Annotated in this window: 11 protein-coding genes; 2 read left to right on the top strand and 9 right to left on the bottom strand. The window is 71.9% G+C overall.

The window, feature by feature from the left end; all coding sequences use genetic code 11:
• Positions 1-16 precede the first annotated feature (16 nt).
• Positions 17-2,023: a hypothetical protein gene (locus ACIRVK_RS19335; RefSeq protein WP_404248520.1), complete on the top strand. Its 2,007-nt coding sequence runs from the start codon at positions 17-19 to the stop codon at positions 2,021-2,023.
• A 62-nt stretch (positions 2,024-2,085) separates the two neighbouring features.
• Here the strand turns inward: ACIRVK_RS19335 and ACIRVK_RS19330 are convergent, their stop codons facing one another.
• From ACIRVK_RS19330 to ACIRVK_RS19310, 5 genes are all read right to left on the bottom strand, one after another.
• On the bottom strand, positions 2,086-4,278 hold the full coding sequence (locus ACIRVK_RS19330) for a CDP-glycerol glycerophosphotransferase family protein (protein ID WP_404248518.1): 2,193 nt from the start codon (positions 4,276-4,278) through the stop codon (positions 2,086-2,088).
• Positions 4,279-4,485: 207 nt separating this feature from the next.
• The gene (locus ACIRVK_RS19325; RefSeq protein WP_404248516.1) at positions 4,486-5,043 is read right to left on the bottom strand and encodes an isochorismatase family protein; all 558 of its coding nucleotides are present in this window, start codon (positions 5,041-5,043) and stop codon (positions 4,486-4,488) included.
• Positions 5,044-5,052: 9 nt separating this feature from the next.
• Positions 5,053-5,217, bottom strand: coding sequence for a hypothetical protein (locus ACIRVK_RS19320; RefSeq protein ID WP_404248514.1), 165 nt, complete (start codon positions 5,215-5,217; stop codon positions 5,053-5,055).
• Positions 5,218-5,395: 178 nt separating this feature from the next.
• Complete coding sequence (locus ACIRVK_RS19315) at positions 5,396-7,606, bottom strand: MMPL family transporter (protein WP_404248512.1); 2,211 nt, start codon at positions 7,604-7,606, stop codon at positions 5,396-5,398.
• 130 nt (positions 7,607-7,736) lie between these two features.
• Positions 7,737-8,333 (bottom strand): TetR/AcrR family transcriptional regulator, encoded by a 597-nt coding sequence (locus tag ACIRVK_RS19310; protein WP_404248510.1) that lies wholly within the window; start codon positions 8,331-8,333, stop codon positions 7,737-7,739.
• 164 nt (positions 8,334-8,497) lie between these two features.
• Between ACIRVK_RS19310 and ACIRVK_RS19305 the strand changes: the two genes are divergently transcribed.
• Entirely contained in the window at positions 8,498-11,752 is a 3,255-nt protein-coding gene (locus ACIRVK_RS19305; RefSeq protein ID WP_404248508.1) for a S41 family peptidase, read from the top strand.
• Between the two features lie 60 nt (positions 11,753-11,812).
• Here ACIRVK_RS19305 and ACIRVK_RS19300 read toward each other — a convergent pair whose 3' ends face one another.
• The 4 genes from ACIRVK_RS19300 to ACIRVK_RS19285 form a co-directional block, all read right to left on the bottom strand.
• On the bottom strand, positions 11,813-12,001 hold the full coding sequence (locus tag ACIRVK_RS19300) for a hypothetical protein (protein ID WP_404248506.1): 189 nt from the start codon (positions 11,999-12,001) through the stop codon (positions 11,813-11,815).
• An 87-nt stretch (positions 12,002-12,088) separates the two neighbouring features.
• Complete coding sequence (locus ACIRVK_RS19295; protein ID WP_404248504.1) at positions 12,089-12,973, bottom strand: SDR family oxidoreductase; 885 nt, start codon at positions 12,971-12,973, stop codon at positions 12,089-12,091.
• Complete coding sequence (locus ACIRVK_RS19290) at positions 12,970-13,887, bottom strand: alpha/beta fold hydrolase (protein ID WP_404248502.1); 918 nt, start codon at positions 13,885-13,887, stop codon at positions 12,970-12,972. The genes ACIRVK_RS19295 and ACIRVK_RS19290 overlap by 4 nt, the downstream gene beginning before the upstream one ends.
• Positions 13,884-15,377, bottom strand: coding sequence for a flavin-containing monooxygenase (locus tag ACIRVK_RS19285; protein WP_404248500.1), 1,494 nt, complete (start codon positions 15,375-15,377; stop codon positions 13,884-13,886). Before ACIRVK_RS19285 ends, ACIRVK_RS19290 begins: the two co-directional genes overlap by 4 nt.
• Positions 15,378-15,450 lie beyond the last annotated feature (73 nt).

The raw sequence follows: 15,450 nt of genomic DNA, 5'->3' as shown, positions 1-15,450 counted from the left end.
CTGGTAGAAGTGTCGGATGGCGGTGAGCAGGGTGGGCACGAGGGGACGGCTGGGCAGGGTGCCGGTGAGGGCGGTCACGGGTGTGGCCGGGTCGCCGGTGGCGCTGCTCGGGCTGTTCGTGGCCGCGTTGGTGCCGAACGGCTGGGCGTTCGCCGTGTTCGCGGCGGCGGACTACCTCGCCGAGCCCGCCGCGCTGCGCCGGATCGCCGGTTCGATGCAGCCCCTCGGCCAGGTGTGCCTGAGCGTCACCACGGGGTCGCTGCTGCGGGGCGCGGCGGCGCTCGTGCTGCTGGCGCGGCTGGGGGACGCCCAGGCGGGCGCGTTCGTCCTGACCGCCCTCGGCTTCCTGGCGCTGCAGGTGCTGCGCGGCGGTTACGCGGGACTGCTGCTGTTCGTCTGGTGGTGCCGTCGGCTGCCGGTGGTGACCCGGAACGTGGATCTGTCGGCGCTGCGGATCCCCGACGCGCCGCCGCGGCTGCTGATGGACCTCCATCGGGGGCCGCTCGCGTTCGTCGATCTGCCGTTGGTGGCCGGGGCGGCCGTCGCGGCGGCGGCCGGGGCGAAGTGGGCTGCCTTCGGCGCGGCGGCCGCGGTGCTCGCCGCGCTGGTCACGGCCGGGTGGCTGGCCCTGCACGCCTGGCGGGTACGCCACCTGGCCGCGAAGGGCAAGGTGCTGCGTACGGTGAACGAGCAGGTGGAGGCGTACCGGCCCGAGGCCGTCGTGTACTTCTCCGGCGCCCTGGAGTCGGCGTACCAGCTCAACGGCTGGCTCCCGGTTCTCGACCGGCTGCGGCGGCGGGTCGTCGTCGTGCTGCGCGAGCGCGAGATGCTCACCCGGATCGATCCGACGTCCCGGCCCGTGGTGTGCCTGCCGCTGGGCAAGGACCTGACCGCCTTCCGGCTGCCCGAGGCGCGTGTGGCGCTGTTCGTGGCCAACGCCGCCAACAACACCCACCTGCTGAGGCTGCCGGAGTTTCGCAGCGTCTACCTCGGTCACGGGGACAGCGACAAGCCGACCAGCTCCAACCCGTTCACCAAGGTGTACGACGAGGTGTGGGTGGCGGGCCCCGCCGGGCGCGAGCGGTACGCGCGCTCGGGTTCGGGCGTGGCCGACGCGGACGTCGTCGAGGTCGGCCGCCCGTCGCTGGGGCGGCTGGAGGCCGCGGGAGCCCCTTCCGCGTCGCCGATGCCGACCGTGCTCTATGCGCCCACCTGGGAGGGCTTCCACGGCGACCCGGGCGCGGCGACGTCACTGATCGACATGGGACCGCGGATCGTGCGGACCCTGCTGGAGCGGGAGCCGCCGGTCCGCCTCCTCTACCGGCCGCACCCCTTGACCGGCACCCTGGACCCCCGGGCGCGCGCGGCGCACGCCGAGATCCTGACGCTGATCGACGAGGCGAACACCGCCCGGGACGCCCGCGAGGAGTTCCGGCGGGACACGCGGGAACAGGCCGCGCAGGCGGCCCGGCTCCCGGCGCTCGCCCGCCGCCTCGAGGAGCTGCGCCGGCCCCCGCGCGGGGACGAGGCGCAGGCCGCCCGCGACGCCGGGGTCACCGAGGGCCCGCCGTCGGCCGCCTGGGAGGCGGCGCTGGCGGAGTGGAACGAGGCGTACTGGGCGGCCGAGGGCTGGTGGCGCCACCGCGTCACGGGCGGTTCGCGTCCCGGTCTGTACGACTGCTTCGACCACGCCGACCTGCTCATCGCCGACGTGTCCGGTGTCGTCACCGACTACCTGGCGACCGGCAGGCCGTACGCCGTCACCAACCCCGCGGACCTCGCCCCCGACACGTTCCGCACCCGCTACCCGGCCGCCCGCGCCGCCCACCTCATCACCCCGGACCTGACAGGCCTCGACGCCCTCCTGGACGCCAAGACCGATCCCCTGGCGGAGGAACGACAGCGCCTGCGCACCTACCTGCTGGGCCCGGCCACACCTGACCCGCTGGCTGCCTTCGAAAGGGCCCTGGACAGCCTTGTGGCTCACTCGACGAACTCAGACACGGTCCCGCCGCCTGCCTAGGGGCGCGGGGAACTGCGCGACCAGCCACAACGAACCCGCAGACAACCACCCATCACCCCCCGTCATTTCTCCCCGAGAAACACCCGCCGCACCACCCGCTCAGCCGCCCCCCCGTCATCGAACGCACAGAACCGCCGCCGAAACGCCGCCCGCGCCTCCTCCGCCCCGCCGGAGGCGAACGCCCCGGAGCGGAACACCTCGACGAGCTGCTCCTCGCTCTCCGCGACAGCGCCCGGCGGCTCGGCCAGCAGGTCGAAGGTGACGCCCCGGGTGCTTCGGTACGTCTCCCAGTCGGGGGCGTGGACGACGATCGGCCGGTCGAGGCAGGCGTAGTCGAACATGATCGACGAGTAGTCCGTGACCAGCACATCCGCGGCCAGGCACAGGTCCTCGACGACCGGGTACGACGACAGGTCGACCACGCGCGCGGCGCCCTCGGCCCGTCTCTCGGCGTCGGACCGGGCGCCGTCGGCGTCGTAGTAGTGGGAGCGCAGCATCAGCACGTACCCCGGTCCGAGGGCTGCCGCCAGGCGGGAGGGGTCGGGCAGCGGATCGGCGTCGGCCGCGTACTCCCGGAACGTCGGCGCGTACAGCACGGCGGTCTGGCCGGGCTCGATGCCCAGGCGGGCGCGGATGGCGGCGATCTCCTCCGGGCCGGTGCGGAAGTAGCGGTCGTTGCGCGGGTAGCCGGTCTCGAGCAGTTCGTAGGTGCCGGGGTAGACGCGTGGCCACACCTCGGAGGAGTGCGGGTTGGCCGACAGCAGGAAGTCCCAGCGGGCCGCGTGCTCGCGCAGCCGCGTGAAGTTCATGCCCTGTGCGCCGACCGGATAGCGCTGCTGGTCGAGGCCCATGGCCTTCAGCGGGGTGCCGTGCAGCGTCTGCACATGCACCGAGCCGGGGCGCTTGGACACCGTGTGCGGGAAGTTGACGTTGTTGACCAGGTATTTCGCCCGCGCCAGGACGCGCAGGGAGCGCAGCGAGCCTTCCACGGCGTAGTCCACCCCGGCGGGCAGCGAGGCGACCGCGTCCTTGCGGACGACCCACACCCCGTGGATGTCCGGGGCCAGTTCGCGGGCGGCCTCGTAGATGGCGCGGGGGTTGCAGGAGTAGCCGCGGTACCAGTAGGCGGCGTAGACGGCGAGCCGGTCGTCCACGGGGAGGCGTTTGTTCGCCTCGTAGTAGAGCAGGGCCGGCAGGGCGCGGGCCCGTCGTGCCGCCGTGCGTGCGGAGACGGTCGCACCGCGCGCGCCCCGCCGGGCGGTCAGGCGCAGTCGGTTGACCGGGCGCAGTGCGGCGAACAGCCGGTAGTCGCCGCGCTCGACCAGGCGGAACTTCACGCCCCGGGCGCCGGGCGGGTAGGGGTGGCCGGCCGGCCGGAAGCGGGCGAAGTGGGCGGCCATGCGACGGAAGAACTCCCGCCGCCGGGACGCCGGGACCCGGCCGGGATCGTCGATGATGGTCGTGTAGTGCCAGATCGCCCGGTCGAACAGCTGGGCGCGGAACTCCTCGGCTGCCGGGCCCCGTTCGTCGAGGAAGGCGAAGACCTTCTCGTACTGGCCGAACACGTCGAAGTGCCGGTCGCTGACGGTGGCGGTGATCGCGCCCGCGCGGCGTTCACGGTAGAGGTAGCAGACGCGGTCCAGCAGGGATATCCGCTCGGCGGCCACCAGGATCGGGTAGGTGACCGGCAGGTCCTCGTACAGTCCCTGCCCGAAGCGCACGCCGAGACCGGTCAGGAAGTCACGGCGGATCGCCTTGTTCCAGGCGGTCATCATCAGTTCGAGCACGCTGGGCCGGCTCCGCAGATCGAACGGCTCCGGCGGCGGATCACGCAGCAGGTGCGCGCGGGGAGAGGGGTCGACGCGGCCGTCGGGGAGCATCCTTGCGTAGTCGAAGAAGAGCACGTCGGGGCGGGTCGCGGTCAGTCTGCCGGCGATCGCGGCCAGCGCTTCGTCGGCCAGCAGGTCGTCGCTGTCGACGAACCAGACGTACTCCCCGCGAGCCAGTTCAAGCCCGGTGTTACGGGCCTCGCCTAGCCCGCCGTTGGCCTCCAGGTGCACGACCCGGACCCGTGGATCCCTGCTCGCGTACTCGTCGAGGATCGCCCCGCACCCGTCGGGGGAGGCGTCGTCCACGGCGATCACCTCGAAGGAGGAGAACGACTGCCCGAGGATCGAGTCCAGACAGGGCCGTAGGTACTCCTCCACCCCGTACACCGGGAGGACGAGACTGATCAGCAGCTGGGACGGCTCCATGGACACCTCCGGGCCGACTGCGGGCGTCTTGCTCTGCTGCGGTACGAAACTACTACAAGCTGTAGGGGGCCTCGTGCCCAGGGCGGGCACCCCGTACACCTGGGCCGCACCGATCCCACAGCCTAACGTCGGCTTCCATGGGCTCATCCACTCGCCGAGTCCCGCCACCGCCCTCGCGGGGTACGCCGACCGGGTGAAGAGGGAGCTTCACCGGCCGCCGAACGCCACCTCCTTCGTCTCCGTCACCGCCGCCGTCCGCCCCGGTGCCGACTGGTGGCGCCAGTACCGGTTCGTGTGGGCGATGACCTGGTCCGGCGGTGGAGCGCCCCACGCGGTCTTGTCGTTCGTGGTGTGCGCGTCAGCCACGAGGGTGACGTCGTAGCCGCGGACGAAGGCCCCGTGGATCGTGGAGCGTATGCAGGCGTCGGTCTCCGCGCCCGTGACGACGAGATGGCCGACCCCCGCCTCGGCGAGGACCCGCTCCAGCTCGGTGGCCTCGAAGGAGTCGCCGTGGTTCTTGTGGACGAGCGGCTCGGAGTCCTGGCGCGGCAGTTCGGGGACGTACCGCCAGTCGTCGCTGCCCTTCACGAGCTCCGCGTCGGAGTGCTGGACCCAGACGACCGGGACGTCCTGTTCCCGGGCCCGCTCGACGAGGGACGCGATGTTCGCGACGACGGCGTCCCTCTGGTGTGCGGTCGCGACGACGCCCTGCTGGACGTCGATCACCAGCAGGGCGGTACGGGGTCGTGCCGGGAGGATGGTCATGCCGCCACGTTAGGCGGCGCCACTGACAACCGCCCGGCGCTTGCGGCGCTCCCCCACCAGGCCGCCCGCGGCGCCCAGGGAGACCAGGCCCATCATCGCGGCGGCGAGGATGCCCTTACAGGTCCACAGGAGGAGGCCGGTGACGAACTTCTTGACGGCGGCGACGGCAGACATGGCGGGGCCCTTCCGGGTGGGATACGGGGTGGAGGTTCGGGGTCAAGGTCCTGGGGACTTCTTCGACCCGCCTCCAGGATCCCGTACGGCGGCCCTCGCAACGAGGGAGCGGCCTCCCGGACCCGTGGTGCAGCGCACTACACCCCGCGGTCCAGGAGGCCGCCCGCACCCCGAAGGCTCAGGCCCGTACCAGCTCCCGCTCCTCGTCGGGGTCGCTGTCCTTGGTGTCGCCCGGGGTCCTGAGGCCCTCGCCCTCGACGTCCACGTTGGGCAGCGCCCGGTCCAGCCACTTCGGCAGCCACCAGGCCTTCTTGCCGAGCAGGGCCAGCACCGCCGGCACGATCGCCATGCGGACCACGAACGCGTCGAAGAAGACCGCGATCGCGAGGCCGAAGCCGATCATCTTGATCATGGACTCACTGGAGCTGATGAAGCCGCCGAAGACGGCCATCATGATGACCGCGGCGGCGGCCACCACCCGGGCGCTGTGCCGGAAGCCGGTGACCACGGCCTGGCCGGGCGTCTCACCGTGGACGTACGCCTCCCGCATCCGGGTCACGAGGAAGACCTCGTAGTCCATCGCGAGGCCGAAGACAACGCCCACCATGAAGATCGGCATCATCGACATGATCGGGCCGGTCTGCTCGACCCCGAGGAGCCCGCCGAGCCAGCCCCACTGGAAGACCGCGACCACGGCGCCGAGCGCGCCGAGCACACTGAGCAGGAAGCCGAGGGCCGCCTTCAGCGGGACCAGGATCGAGCGGAAGACCACGATCAGCAGGAGGAAGGCGAGGCCCACCACCAGTCCCAGGTACGGGATCAGGGCGTCGTTGAGCTTCTGCGAGAAGTCGATGTTCATCGCGGTGGTGCCGGTGACCAGCACCTTCGCGTCCGTGTCGGCCTTGATGGCGGCGCCCTTGCCGCGGATGCCGTGCACCAGGTCCTCGGTCTGCGTCGAGGACGGCTTGGACGACGGGATGACGGTGATCATCGCGGTGTCGCCGGCCTTGTTGAACATCGCCGGGGTCACCGCGGCGACGTCCTTCATGCCCTTGATCTCGTCGGTCACCCTGGTGGCCGCCGCCTTGGGCGTGTTGCTGGCCTTGGCGTCGACGACGATCATCAGCGGGCCGTTGAAGCCGGGCCCGAAGCCCTCGGAGAGCAGGTCGTAGGCGCGGCGCTGGGTGGTGGACGTCGGCTGGGAGCCGTCGTCGGGCAGGCCCAGCTGCAGCTGCGTGGCCGGTACGGCGACCGCCCCGAGCCCGACGACGCCGAGCAGCAGGACGGCGGCGGGGCGGCGGACGACGAAGCTCGCCCAGCGCTCGCCGAGGCCCGGCTTCTCGGGGGTGTCCGTGGCCTTCGCGCGCCGCTTCTCGCCCGTCGCCCGGACCCGCCGGCCCGCGTATCCGAGCAGCGCCGGGATCATGGTCAGGGCGATGAGGACCGCCACCACGACCGTGCCCGCGGCGGCGAGGCCCATCTTGGTCAGCATCGGCACGCCGACGACCGACAGGCCCGCCAGCGCGATCACGACGGTGAGGCCCGCGAAGACCACCGCCGAGCCGGAGGTGCCCACGGCGCGGCCGACCGCCTCCTCGCGGTCGCGGCCCTCGGCGAGTTCGCCGCGGTAGCGGGAGACGATGAACAGCGCGTAGTCGATGCCGACCGCGAGGCCGATCATCAGGGCCAGCGTGGAGGTGGTGTCGCCGAGGTCGAGTGCCTTGGCGAGCGCGGTGATGGTGGAGACGCCGATGCCGACGCCGATGATCGCGGTCAGCAGTGGCAGTCCGGCCGCGACGAGCGAGCCCAGGGTGATGACGAGGACGATCGCGGCGATGACGAGGCCGACGACCTCACCGGCCCCGCCCGCCTGGGCGCCGGACTGCAGCGCGTCACCGCCGACCTCGACGGTCAGCCCGGCGTCGCGGGCCTGCTGGGCGGTGTTCTCCAGGGCGGTGCGGGAGGCGTCCTTGAGTTCCATGCCGGGTTTGCCGTACCGCACGGAGGCGTAGGCGACCGTGCCGTCCTTGCTGACGGCGTGCGCCTTGAAGGGGTCGTCGACGGAGGTGACCTCGGAGCCGTCGGACAGCTCCTTCACGGTCTTCTCGACGGTCGCCTTGTTGCCGGCGTCGGTCATCTTCTGTCCGGCCGGCGCCTTGAAGACGACCCGCGCGGTCGCGCCGTTGGAGCTGGTGCCGGGGAAGCGCTGGTCCAGCAGGTCGAAAGCCTTCTGCGCTTCCGTGCCGGGGATGGAGAAGGAGGTGGAGCCGGCCGAGGGGGCGCTGGCCGCAGCCACCCCGGCGAGGGTCAGCAGGGCCACCCAGAACAGGGCGACGAAGTGCCGTCGCCTGAAGGCGAACCGGCCGAGTCGATAGAGGAACGTGGCCACGGAGGCGTACTCCCGGTCAGGTCGTGGGTCTTGCAGGGCAGGGGTGACCACCCGGCGGGGAGGCAGGGGTGATCGTCCCGACGACTTGAGCGGTGACGTCAGGCGGTGAAAAAGAAGGGGGTGGGGAGGGTCAGGCGCCGAGGGCGGGGAGCACCACGGCGTCGATGTACGACAGGAGGAAGGCCTGCGTCGGCGGCTGTTCGTCGATCAGCGTGCGGGCGGCGAACCCGCCGATCATCATGTGCATCACGTAGTCGATCGCGGGGTTGTCCGCACGGACCTCGCCCCGGTCGATCGCACGCTGCAGCACACGCCGGAACTCCGCCATCTCCGGCTCGATCAGGTACTCCTTGAACGCCCTCAGGAGGTCCGGGTTGCCGTGGATGGCCATGGACAGACCCCGCATCAGCGCGGAGTTCTGCTCCATCTCGCAGTCGTCCGAGCGCAGGGTGAGGGCGTGCAGGTCGCTCCTGAGCGATCCGGTGTCGACCTCGCCGGGCCCCATGAGCCCCGGCTTGTTGTGCCGCACCGCCTTCGCCACCAGCTCGGCCTTGCCGCCCCACTGACGGTAGAGCGTGGCCTTGCTGGACTTGGTGCGCGCGGCCACGGCGTCCATGGTGAGGGCGTCGTAGCCGACCTCCCTGAGCAGGTCGAGCACGGCCCCGTACAACTCGGCCTCGCGCTCGGGTGTGATCCGACTGCGACGCGCCGTCGCGACCTCAGTCATGCCACTCGCCTCTCCCGCTCGGGTCTGCCTTCCTTCTCCTCCATGAACATACCCTGCCAACCAACGAAACGAAACCGTTTCGTACGTGCCGTGGCTCACGTCTGTGAAGGATTCGTAAGTATCCACGAGTTGCCCTGCCCCATCCAGGGGAAAAGCATGGGGAGGTGAGCTATCTACGCCTACCACACCTGAGCGGCGACCTGCTGACCTTCGTGGCCGAGGACGACCTCTGGCTGGCTCCCCTCGACGGCCCGGGCCGCGCCTGGCGCCTGACCGTCGACCGTACGAAGACGGGCCACCCCCGCTTCTCGCCGGACGGCACCACCATCGCGTACACGAGCTGGCGGAGCCTGGTCCCCGAGATCCACGTCGTCCCGGTGGACGGCGGCCCGGGACGCCGGCTCACCTACTGGGGCTCGCCCGACACCCAGGTCTGCGGCTGGGACCCGGGCGGCACCATCCTCGCCGTCGCCTCCCACGGCGAGCCCTTCTCCTACTTCACCTGGGCCTACAAGGTCACCCCCGACGGCTCCCCCGGCCGCAAGCTCCCCTGGGGCCCGGTCTCCGACATCCAGGTCGCCGACCTCGACGGCGAGCGCAAGAGCCTGCTGCTCACGGGCACCCCGCCGCACGAACCGGCCGCCTGGAAGCGCTACCGGGGCGGCGCCACCGGCCGCCTGTGGCTGCACGGCGAACGCCTGCTCGAAGGCCTCGAAGGGCACCTGCACTCCCCCATGTTCGTCGGCGGCCGGATCGCCTTCCTCTCCGACCACGAAGGTGTCGGCAACCTCTACTCCTGCGCGTACGACGGCTCCGACTTGCGCCGGCACACCGACCACGACGCCTTCTACGCCCGGCACGCCTCCAGCGACGGGACGCGGGTGGTGTACCAGTGCGCCGGGGACCTGTGGATCGTCGACGACCTCGCGAGCGAGCCGCGCAAGCTCGACGTCCGGCTGAGCGGGCCGCGCGCGGGACGCCGTCCGTACCAGGTGCCCGCCGGCCAGCACGTGGACGGCATCTCGGTCGACGAGACGGGCCGGGCGAGCGCGGTCGTCGTGCGCGGCAGCCTGTACTGGCTCACCCACCGGGACGGCCCGGCCCGCACCCTCACCGACACCCCGGGCGTGCGGGTGCGCCTGCCGGAGATGCTCGGCTCGACCGGCCAGGTCGCGTACGTGACCGACGCCGAGGGCGAGGACGCGATCGAGATCGCCTACCTGCCGAGGGCGACCGGCGACCGGCCGCCGCGCCGGCTCGCCTCCGGCGAACTGGGGCGCGTCCTCGAGCTGTTCTCCGACCCGGCCGGCGAACGCCTCGCCATCGCCTCGCACGACGGCCGGCTCCTGCTCCTCACTGTGTCCGATGATGCGGCTGACGCCGCGGGCACCGAGGACTCCAACGGCGAGGTCACCGAGCTGATCCACGCGACCAACGGGCCCGTGCGGGACCTGGCGTTCTCCCCGGACGGGGCGTGGCTGACCTGGTCCCACCCGGGGATCGGCCGCTCGCTGCGCCAGATCAAGATGGCCCGCATAAAGGACCGGTTCGTCATCGACGTCACCAACGGCCGCTTCGAGGACGAGAACCCGGTCTTCACCCGGGACGGCCGCTATCTGGCGTTCCTGTCCTGGCGCGGCTTCGACCCGGTGTACGACGTGCACACCGGGGACCTGTCCTTCCCGCTCGGCTGCCGCCCCTACCTGGTGCCGCTGTCCTCGGCCACCCCCTCCCCCTTCGCACTGAACCCGGAGGGCCGGCCGGCCGCCGGGGGCCTGGACCCGGTGGAGGAGGAAGAGGGCGACGGGGCGGTCACCGTGGAGGTCGAGGGCCTGGAGAGCCGGGTCACGCCCTTCCCGGTCGCCGCCTCCAAGTACTCGGCGCTGTGTCCGGTCGCGGGCGGCGGCCTGGTCTGGCTGCGCTGGCCGATCTCCGGCGCGCTCGGCGAGACCTTCGCCAACCCGGACGACACCAGCGGCCGCCCGACCCTCGAGCACTTCACCATCAGCAAGGCCAAGAAGTCCGAACTGGTCGCGGATCTCGACTGGTTCGCGGTCAGCGGCGACGGCACCCGGCTCGTCGTGGTCGACGAGGGCGACCTGCGCGCGGTCCCGTCCGCCGAGTCCGGGGACAGCGACACGACGGTCTGGATCGACCTGCGCCGCATCCTGCACGAGGTCGACCCGGCCGCCGAGTGGCGCCAGGCCTACGAGGAGGCGGGCCGGCTGATCCCGGCGTACTTCTGGGACCCGGGGATGTGCGGCATCGACTGGGACGCGGTGCTCGACCAGTACCGTCCCCTGGTCGAACGGGTCGCCTCCCCCGACGACTTCGCCGACCTCCTCAGGGAGGTGCTGGGCGAACTCGGCACCTCCCACGCCTACGTCACCGCCGCCCGCCGCAACGAGGGCCCGCCGCACTACCAGCGCCGGCAGGGCCTGCTGGGTGCCAACTTCGTGCACCGGGAGGAGGGTTGGGTCGTCAAGCGCATCCTCCCCGGCGACTCCTCCGACTCCAAGGCCCGCTCCCCGCTGGCCGGCACCGGCATCCGCGAGGGCGCGGTCCTCACCCACGTGGACGGCCGCCCGGTGGACCCGCTGACCGGCCCCTCCCCCCTGCTGGCGGGCGCTGGCGGCACGACCGTGGAACTCACCTTCACCCCCGCCGAGGGCGAGGCGGGCCGCGCCCGCCGGGTCGCCGTCGTCCCCCTGACCGACGAACGCCCCCTGCGCTACCAGGACTGGGTGGCCAAACGCCGGGCGGTCGTACGGGAGTTGAGCGGCGGCCGGTGCGGTTACCTGCACATCCCGGACATGGGCGGCTCGGGCTGGGCCCAGTTCAACCGCGACCTGCGCATGGAGGTCTCGCGTCCGGCCCTGATCGTCGACGTGCGCGGCAACGCGGGCGGCCACATCAGCGAACTGGTCGTGGAGAAGCTGACCCGCACCATTCTGGGCTGGGACCTGACGAGGAACGCACAGCCGGTGTCGTACGCCTCGAACGCCCCGCGGGGGCCGGTGGTGGCTCTCGCGGACGAGGCGACCTCCTCGGACGGCGACATGATCACGGCCGCCTTCAAACTCCTGAAACTGGGCCCGGTGGTGGGCCAGCGCACCTGGGGCGGCGTCGTCGGCATGACCGGCCGCCACTGCCTGGGCGACGGCACGGTGATCACCGTACCGATGAACGCGGCCTGGTTCGACGCGTACGGCTGGGGCGTCGAGAACCGGGGCGTGACCCCCGACCTGGAGATCCTGCGCACCCCCCTGGACTGGGCGGAGGGCCGCCACGCCCAACTGGACGACGCCGTACAGCTCGCCGTGGAGCTGCTGGAGACGAACCCGGTGGCAGCGCCGCCCGACTACCGGGACGTGCCGGACCGGTCGCGTCCCAAACTGCCGCCCAGGTCCGGGAGATGAAGAAGCGGGGTGCCCCGCGACGCAGGGCACCCCGCTCTCATCGCTCACCGGGACGGACGGTCAGACGTCGTAGTCCTGGTCGAAGCGGTCGGACTCCTCCTGCTGGAGGCGGTCCGACTCCTCGTCGCGCATGCGGTCCCGGCCCGGGCCCTGGCCCTGGCGACCGCGCTGCTGCGCCTGCTCCTTGGCCTGCTGCGCCTTCTGCCTGGCCTGCTCGGCCTTGTCCTGGAACTGGTCCTTCATACCCATGTGGGTTCACTCCCGTAGAGGGTGAGGGGAAGGCCCTTCATCGGGCCTCGACCAGATTCACACGACCGGACACAGTGCGCATTTCGATCAGTCACGGTGCGTAGCGCGGGCCGCCTCGTCGGCCGCCCCACCTGCGCCGACGAGCCCCTGCCGCATCCCCTCCAGGCGTGACCCGAACCGCCGCATCTCCCGCTGCCCGACGGTCCCGATGACGCCCGGCAGATACCCGCGCACGCCCTGCATCCCGCGCAGCCACCACTGCCCGTACACATGGCTCGACCGCCGCTCGATCCCGGCCACCAGCCGGTCGACGGCCGGCCCCAGCGGATAGGTCTTGTTGGACGGCCACGGCAGCCGCTGCCTGAGTTCCCGCATCACCGCGTCCTGGTCGGCCCCGCGCACCATGTCCGTGTCGGTCCAGGACAGATACCCGACGCCGACTCGCACGCCCTTGTGGCCCACCTCGGCGCGCAGACTGTGAGCGTAGGCCTCCACGCCGGACTTGGAGGCGCAGTACGCGGTCATCATCGGCGCCGGGGTGATCGCCGCGAGGGACGCGATCTGCAGCAGATAGCCCCGGCTCTCCATCAGCGCCGGCAGGAACGCCCGCGCGGTCACCGCCGATCCGACGAGGTTGACCTCGATCACCCGCCGCCAGGCCTCGGGATCGGAGTCCACGAAGGGACCGCCGGTCGCCACACCGGCGTTGGCGACCACGATGTCGACCTTGCCGAACCGTTCGTTGACCTCCGCGGCCACCCGGCTCATCGCCTCGTGGTCCGTCACGTCGGCGTACCAGTGGTCGTTGTCGCCGTGCAGCCGCTCGCCGACCCGCTTGAGGGCGTCCGGCTCGAGCCCGACCAGCGCCACCTTCGCCCCGCGCGCCGACAGCTTGCGCGCGAGCAGTTCGCCCACTCCGCGCGCCGCCCCGGTGACGACGGCGACCTGCCCCTGAAGGCTCACCCTGCTCATGCACCCTCCTTGATCGTCACGTACGTCGTCACGAGTTCCCGGATCCGGCCGGTGACCAGCTCCGGCGCCTCGATCGGGGTCATGTGGCCGAGCCCCGGCAGCTCGGTGGCGCCCACGCAGTTCGGCAGCGCGGCGACCAGCGCCCGCGCCTGCACGGGCGGGGTGAGCCGGTCGGCGGTCCCGACGACGACCGCCGTCGGCACCCGCAACTCCCGTACCCCGTGGTCGAGATCGAGCAGGTCGAGGACCTGCGACCAGGCGTGACGCACCCCGCGCGGACACGCGTGCACGATCCGCGCGCACGCCTCCACCATGTGCGGGCCCGAACCCGGGCCCATCGTCCCGTACTTGAGGATCCGGCGCGCGAGGGGCGTGACCGGCCCGAGGGGAGCGCGCGAGCCGAGGATGTGTTGGGTGAGCCAGGTCCGCAGACGCCCGGCCCCGATGGGGACGAGGGTCGACTCGGCGACCAGCCGCGAGGAACCCGTGCTGCACAGCAGCACGGCGGCGGCATGCTCGCGGAAGCCCGGCCGCTCGGCTGCGGCCATCACCGTCATACCGCCCATGGAGTGCCCGGCGATCACCGCCTTCTCCCCGGGCTCCAGGGTCGCCTCCAGGACGGCTTCGAGGTCGTCCGCGAGCGCCTGCGTGCTGCAGACCGGGTTCACGGGGCTGCGTCCGTGGCCGCGCTGGTCGTAGGCGATGACACGGTGGTCGACCGCCAGGTCCCGGATCTGGGCCGCCCAGAAGGCGGTGGAGCAGGTCCAGCCGTGGACGAGGACGACGGCCGGGGCGCCGGCCGGTCCGTGGACCTCCACGTGCAGGCGGGCGCCGTCGGCGGAGACGGCGGTGAGTTCGCGGGCCGGGGCGGGCGGCGCGTAGGGGCCGACGACCACGGCCGTGAGGCGGCTCACGCGGTCACCTCCGCCGTCGCCGGGACGCGCAGGAGTTCGTACTCGGCGAGGTCCACCCGCCGGGTCGCCCGCCGGAACTCGGTCGTCGTACCAGGCCAGATGGTGGTGTTGCGGCCGCTCGGGTCGAGGTACCAGCTGGTGCAGCCGCCCGTGCTCCACACCGTGCGCTCCATCCGCTCCTGCACCCGGCGGTTCCAGGCGTCGACGGCTCCCGGCCTGGCGTCGAGGGCCGCGCGGCCGCCGAGGACGCCGAGCTGCCTCACGAAGTCGGCCAGGTAGTTCAGCTGGGACTCGATGATCAGGATCATCGAGGAGTTCCCCAGCCCGGTGTTGGGCCCGATGATGCTCAGCCAGTTGGGGAACCCGGCCACGGACGCCCCGCGCAGGGCCTCCATGCCGCCCTTCCACGCCTCGGCGAGCGTTCTGCCCTCGGCGCCCACGACCCGCTCGGCGATGGGCATGTCGGTCACGTGGAACCCCGTACCGAAGATGATCACGTCGACCTCGGCCTCGCTGCCGTCGGCGGCGACGACGGTGGAGCCGCGGACCTCGGTGAGCCCGCTCGCCACGACGTCGACGTTGGGGCGGGCGAGCGCCGGGTAGTACGTGCTGCTGAGCAGGATCCGCTTGCAGCCGATGCGGTAGTCGGGGGTCAACTTGGCGCGCAGGGCGGGATCCTTGATCGCGCCGGCCATGTTCCGCTTCGCCAACTGCTCGACGAAACCGAGCACGTCGGGATGCTTGGTGAACGCCTGGACCTGCAACTCCCGGATGCCCCACAGCAGTCCGCGCCGGGCCTTGGCGGTGAACGGAAGCGAACGGTGCAGCGCCCGCTCGGCACCGGTGATGGCGCGGTCGACGCGGGGCATCACCCAGGGCGGGGTGCGCTGGAAGAGGGTGAGGTGCGCGACCTCGGGCTGGAGGGCCGGCACGATCTGGATGGCCGAGGCACCCGTCCCGACCACGGCGACGCGCTTGCCGCGCAGGTCGAGGTCGTGGTCCCAGCGGGCGGAGTGGAAGACCATGCCGGAAAAGGAGTCGAGCCCCGGGATCTCGGGGGTCCTCGGCTCGGACAGCGGCCCGGTGGCGGAGACGACGACATCGGCGGAGAGCGGCCCGGAGCTGGTCTCGATGTCCCACCGCAGCTTCGCCGCGTCCCAGGTCATCATCTTCACCTCGGAGTCGAAACGGAGGTGCGGGCGCAGCCCGAAGACGTCCGTCACGTGCTCCAGATAGGCGCGGATGTGCTCCTGCCCGGAGAAGGTGCGCGGCCAGTCGGGATGAGGCGCGAACGAGAACGAGTACAGGTGGGACGGCACGTCGCACGCACACCCGGGATAGCTGTTGTCGCGCCAGGTGCCACCCACGCTCCCGGCCCGCTCCAGCACCACGAAGTCGGTGACACCCTCGCGCCGCAGCCGCACGGCGGCCCCGAGCCCGCCGAACCCGGACCCGATCACCGCCACCCGCACATGCTCGTGTTCCGCCATGCCGTCGCCCTTCCCTCCGCAACCATGCCAGTGGACACTGGCGCAGTGGGAGCGTAGAGCAGCTCCGTACCGA

Origin of the sequence: Streptomyces sp. NPDC101152 (genome assembly GCF_044768275.1) — a bacterium.
Classification (GTDB): domain Bacteria; phylum Actinomycetota; class Actinomycetes; order Streptomycetales; family Streptomycetaceae; genus Streptomyces.
The sequence above is the reverse complement of the archived record's forward strand: the minus strand, read 5'-3'. Positions and strand labels throughout refer to the sequence as shown.

Coding starts and splice junctions, on each gene's coding strand:
- ACIRVK_RS19325 (WP_404248516.1), bottom strand. CDS start 5,043: ATGACCATCCTCCCGGCACGACCCCGTACCGCCCTGCTGGTGATCGAC.
- ACIRVK_RS19330 (WP_404248518.1), bottom strand. CDS start 4,278: ATGGAGCCGTCCCAGCTGCTGATCAGTCTCGTCCTCCCGGTGTACGGG.
- ACIRVK_RS19310 (WP_404248510.1), bottom strand. CDS start 8,333: ATGACTGAGGTCGCGACGGCGCGTCGCAGTCGGATCACACCCGAGCGC.
- ACIRVK_RS19295 (WP_404248504.1), bottom strand. CDS start 12,973: ATGAGCAGGGTGAGCCTTCAGGGGCAGGTCGCCGTCGTCACCGGGGCG.
- ACIRVK_RS19335 (WP_404248520.1), top strand. CDS start 17: ATGGCGGTGAGCAGGGTGGGCACGAGGGGACGGCTGGGCAGGGTGCCG.
- ACIRVK_RS19320 (WP_404248514.1), bottom strand. CDS start 5,217: ATGTCTGCCGTCGCCGCCGTCAAGAAGTTCGTCACCGGCCTCCTCCTG.
- ACIRVK_RS19285 (WP_404248500.1), bottom strand. CDS start 15,377: ATGGCGGAACACGAGCATGTGCGGGTGGCGGTGATCGGGTCCGGGTTC.
- ACIRVK_RS19300 (WP_404248506.1), bottom strand. CDS start 12,001: ATGGGTATGAAGGACCAGTTCCAGGACAAGGCCGAGCAGGCCAGGCAG.